At 56.9% G+C, this 4544-nt stretch carries 5 protein-coding genes; 1 reads left to right on the forward strand and 4 read right to left on the reverse strand.

Translation table 11 applies throughout. The features are described from left to right. Positions 1-723, reverse strand: a 723-nt coding sequence (locus B2W52_RS00485; protein ID WP_286800972.1) for a branched-chain amino acid ABC transporter permease, incomplete at its 3' end; no start/stop codon positions are given. A gap of 82 nt (positions 724-805) precedes the next feature. Further along, complete coding sequence (locus tag B2W52_RS00490; RefSeq protein ID WP_053112794.1) at positions 806-1963, reverse strand: ABC transporter substrate-binding protein; 1158 nt, start codon at positions 1961-1963, stop codon at positions 806-808. A 273-nt stretch (positions 1964-2236) separates the two neighbouring features. Between B2W52_RS00490 and paaX the strand changes: the two genes are divergently transcribed. Then, positions 2237-3205, forward strand: a complete 969-nt coding sequence (paaX, locus tag B2W52_RS00495; protein WP_008173782.1) for a phenylacetic acid degradation operon negative regulatory protein PaaX — start codon at positions 2237-2239, stop codon at positions 3203-3205. Between the two features lie 8 nt (positions 3206-3213). On the opposite strand, the gene B2W52_RS00500 is transcribed toward paaX, so the two are convergent. Further along, positions 3214-3723 (reverse strand): acyl-CoA thioesterase, encoded by a 510-nt coding sequence (locus tag B2W52_RS00500; protein WP_008173781.1) that lies wholly within the window; start codon positions 3721-3723, stop codon positions 3214-3216. 43 nt (positions 3724-3766) lie between these two features. Next, positions 3767-4544: YbfB/YjiJ family MFS transporter (locus B2W52_RS00505; protein ID WP_286800974.1), on the reverse strand; the 778-nt coding region annotated here is incomplete at its 5' end.

Genomic DNA, 4544 nt, shown 5'->3' on the forward strand with positions numbered 1-4544 from the left:
CACCGCGCCAACGCCGCTACCCAGGCCGCCAATGGCAGCCGCCACAAAGCCTTTCAGTCCGAGAATGATACCGATGTCGTAGGACGTGAACGTGATCGGGGCAACAACAATACCGGCCACAGAGCCCAGTAATGCCGAAACCATGAATGCCAGCATCAGAACCATCTGAGTCCGGATACCGACAAGGCGCGCAGCCTCCTTGTTCATGGATGTCGCCAGGATAGCCTTGCCAATCAGTGTCTTGGTAAAGAACAGCACCAGGCCGACCACCAGGATCGCGCCAATACCGAGAACCCAGAGGCTCTGGCTATTCAATACCGCTCCGAAAACTTCAATAGGCTGGTCTGTGCTGAAATTCTGCATCACGTGGTATTCCTTGCCCCAGACAACCTGGGCAATACCACGGATAAAGATCGACGCACCGATGGTGATAATGATCAGGGTAACAACATCGGCCTGCTTGGCAGGTGCAATCGCGAACCGCTGCAGGGCGACGCCAAGAATACCGGCCAGAATGACCGCCAACACGACTGCCAGGATCATGGGCACGCCCATGGCCGTAAGCGAAACCGTAGCCATGCCTCCAATCATCAGAAACTCGCCCTGGGCGAAGTTGATGACGTGACTGGCGTTGTAGATGAGGGTAAAGCCGAGGGCTATCAGGGCGTAAGTCGCACCGATAGTAATCCCGGTGAACAGGTACTGTAAGAATTCTGCGAGCATAGCGGTGGTTCCGGTCGAACATCGGCTGGCGACTTACCCTGAATAGGGGTCGTCGCCAGCCGCGAGACAGGTTAAAGGGGTATCAGTCGATCAGTTTCCATTCGCCATTCTGGACTTCCAGAATGCGGAAGGAGTCTGGATCAAGGCCGTTGTGGTCTTCCGGTGACATGTTGAATACACCGGTTACGCCGACATAGCCCTGGATATTCTCCAGTGCGTTACGAACGGCTTCCGGATCGGTCGAGCCGGCTTCTTCCATAGCGCGGACCGCCAGCATCAGGCCATCGTAGGCGTAGGCACCGAAGGTGGACACCTTGGAATCCCAACGGGCTTCGTATTCAGCCTTGTAGTTCTGAACCACTTCTTTCTGGGGATCGTCGTTCGGCAGGGAATCCGGCACCAGCAGCGGAGACGCTGGCAGGCGAAGGCCTTCTGCAGACGAACCGGCGAGCTCGAGGAAGCTGTCGGATGCAACACCGTGGGACTGATAGAACGGGAGTTCCATGCCCAACTGAGCATAGTTGCGGGTTACGATGGCCGGGCCCTGACCGAAACCGAAGTTCAGCACCGCTTCCACACCACTTGTGTTACGGATATTGGTCAGCTGGGCGGTCATGTCTGTATCAGATCCGCTGTAGGTAACGTCGGCTACAACCTCCATTCCCATCGCTTCGGCCACTTCCAGAGTCTGGGTACGACCCGAGCTTCCGAAACCACCGGTACCGGAAATCAGACCAAACTTGGTAATGCCGCGATCCTTCATGTCGGTCAGAATACGCTCTGCCGCCATGCGGTCGGTTTGAGGAGTCTTGAATACCCACTTTTTGACCGGGTTGGTGATAACCACAGCACCGGCCAGGGAGATGAACGGCACTTCTGCCTGCTCAATCAGCGGTACCGCCGCCATGGTAGCGCCGGTAGTACTGCCGCCAACGATGATATCAACCTGGTCCGAGCGGATCAGGCGACTGGCAAAGTTACGGGCAGAGGAAGCGTTGCCAACGTCGTCATAGTGGATCAGCTCCAGTTGACGACCAAGGACACCACCTTCTTCATTAATTTTTTCAACGTACATCTCGAGCGTTTTCAGCTCGGGATCACCAAGGAACGATGCCGGGCCTGTCACTGACAGGAACGAACCGATCTTGATGGGTTCAGCGGCCTGTGCGCTCATCATCATGAGGCCGGCGGCTGCGACGGCTGCGCATTTTCCTGCGCGACGAATCACTGTTTTAAACATTGTTTTTGTTCTCCCGTTTTTTGCAGGGGCTTGAGTTTTTGTTTCTTCGCTCCCGGTATGATTCGATACCATTGACGAATATCAAATGAAGTTATTGTATCATAACGCTCGTGTCAACTGATTTCCGGGAGTGCCAACGCGGCTCTGTCAGTAAAGCCGACACTGGCAGAACACGCCAGCACCGCTGATCGAAAGACAAACCTTTACCTGACACGTAAGAACCGCATAATACGTACAACGTGTTTCATTGATTCTTATTTGCGAACTCAGGCCATGACTGCAAAAAGCCAGCTAGAACTGCTCGTCAAGAACTTCCAGAAAAAGCGACCCCTTCGGGCCGGCTCACTCATCATCACCATCTATGGCGATGCCATCGTTCCCCGCGGCGGCAATGTCTGGCTGGGAAGCCTGATGAAACTGGTAGAGCCCATGGGCATCAGCCAGCGACTGGTTCGCACCTCGGTGTATCGTCTGGTTCAGGAATCCTGGCTGCAGACCGAAAAGGTGGGCCGTTGCAGTTATTACAGCCTCACCGGCCCGGGCCTGCGGCGGTTCGAGCAGGCTTTTCAGCACGTCTATAACCTGGGCGCCGAAGAATGGAGTGGAAGCTGGTGCCTGGTCTACCTGAACCAGCTTTCCCCGGAACTCAGGCAAAAAGTCCGGGAGGAACTCAAGTGGCTCAGTTTTGGCAGCATGGCACCCGGGCTGATGGAACACCCACGCTTCACTCGCAGCGAACTGATTCCAATGCTTCAGGAATGGGGTGCTCTCGAAGACACCATCGTGATGCAGACCATGCCCATGGAGCAGAAGAGCCCAAGAGCCCTGAGACTGCAGGTTCGCGAAAGCTGGAACCTTGAGGAACTGGGCGGCCGCTACCGACGCTTCCTGACCCAGTTCCGGCCCCTGTGGCGTGAACTCCAGTCTGAGGACACTCTCAGCCCCGCGGAGTGCCTGATACTCCGGATCCTGCTGATCCACGAGTACCGCAAAATTCTTCTGAGGGACCCGCTGCTGCCCGATGAACTGCTACCCGGTGACTGGGAAGGCCGCAGCGCCAAACAGCTGTGTCGGAACCTGTATCGTCAAATCTATGTGCGGGCCGAGCAGTGGCTGGACGAGAACCTCGAAAACGCCTCCGGCCCCCTTCCAGGTCCGGGTGAGAAGTTTTACAAGCGGTTCGGTGGATTGCGGGATACTGCCATCCAGACAGATCCGACAACAGAACCAGAGGTTCTCTAGGCACCCGCTCAGTCAGTTGCCGAGCGGGACGAGGATGCCAGTTGTTCCCGGGTTTTCAGGCGCCCTTCCCGGCGAATCTCGGCATTGTCGTACCGGCGCTGTTGCTCGTCCGTTTCCGGTATCACTTCCGGGACATCCACCGGCCGGTCATTCTCGTCCAGAGCAACAAAGGTGAAAAAGGCCGAGAGAATGTGCCGCGTATCGCCGGTGTAACTGTTTTCGGCCTCTACCCTGGCACCGATTTCCATGGACGAGCCCCAGCTCCGGTTCAGCGACAGGCTGAACAGCAGCGTATCGTTACCCTTCGCCGGTGCCCTGAAATGGATTGAATCCACGGCAGCCGTCACACAAACATGGGCGGAATGCCGCTCTGCCACGACCAGCGCCAGCCGGTCGCATTTTGCCATGATCATGCCGCCGAACACGGTATTGTGGGAATTCATGTCGTTTGGAAACACCTTGTAGACGTGCTTCTCAATCGCAGATGCTGATACGGGTTTTGAAGGCTTTCCTGGCATGATCTGCTTTCCTCTTCGAGTGACATTCGATTGCGGAATCAATTCAACCCGCTGTCGCGGCTTCGCCCTGACGCTGCTGCGCCCGCCTTGCCAGGTGAAGCATCAAAACGCCTAACGCCATCACCACCAGGGTCAGCCAGAGGCCGTTGGTGTAATTACCTTCCACATCCGCGAGATAGCCAACCACCGCGGGTGCGATCATCTGGGCGATACCGTAGCTGAAGGTCAACCGGCTCATGGGCCGGGAAGGGTTCTCGGGGAAAACCCGCCCTACCATTGCCAGCATCATGCTGACGATACCGATAAAGCTGGCGCCATAAATCACGGAGCTGAGCATCACGCTGGCGAAGCTGGTGTTCACGATCAGCATCAGGATGCTCACGGAGTTCAGGGTGTAGGCCAGATAAAGCGCCAGCCACTGGCCCCAACGCCGGGAAAACACATCCCACAGCCAGCAGGCCGGCGTTGCAGCAAGACCTGCAATCAGCCAGACCAGCCAGCCCTGCCCCTGAAGCTCGGGCATGGATTCCGCAATTGCTACGAGGAAGGTGGCTGTCACCACATAGCCCACACCGGCGCAGAAATACGCCAGCTGGAGGATCCGTATGAACCGGCTTCGCTCGTCACCTGCCTTGGCCGCACCTGTTTTCGGCAAGGCACAGGCCCGGTAGTCCGGCATCCAACGCCAGGCGGGCAACAGAAGCCCAAGGGCCACCAGCCCGTAAATCACCCATTGCTGATCCCAGGTGAACGGATCCTTGATCAGCTCCGCCACCACAGCGGTGAGTACAATCCCGAGCCCGATACCGGAAAAGAACACG

Origin of the sequence: Marinobacter sp. UBA2498, assembly GCF_002341575.1 — a bacterium.
GTDB lineage: Bacteria > Pseudomonadota > Gammaproteobacteria > Pseudomonadales > Oleiphilaceae > Marinobacter > Marinobacter manganoxydans.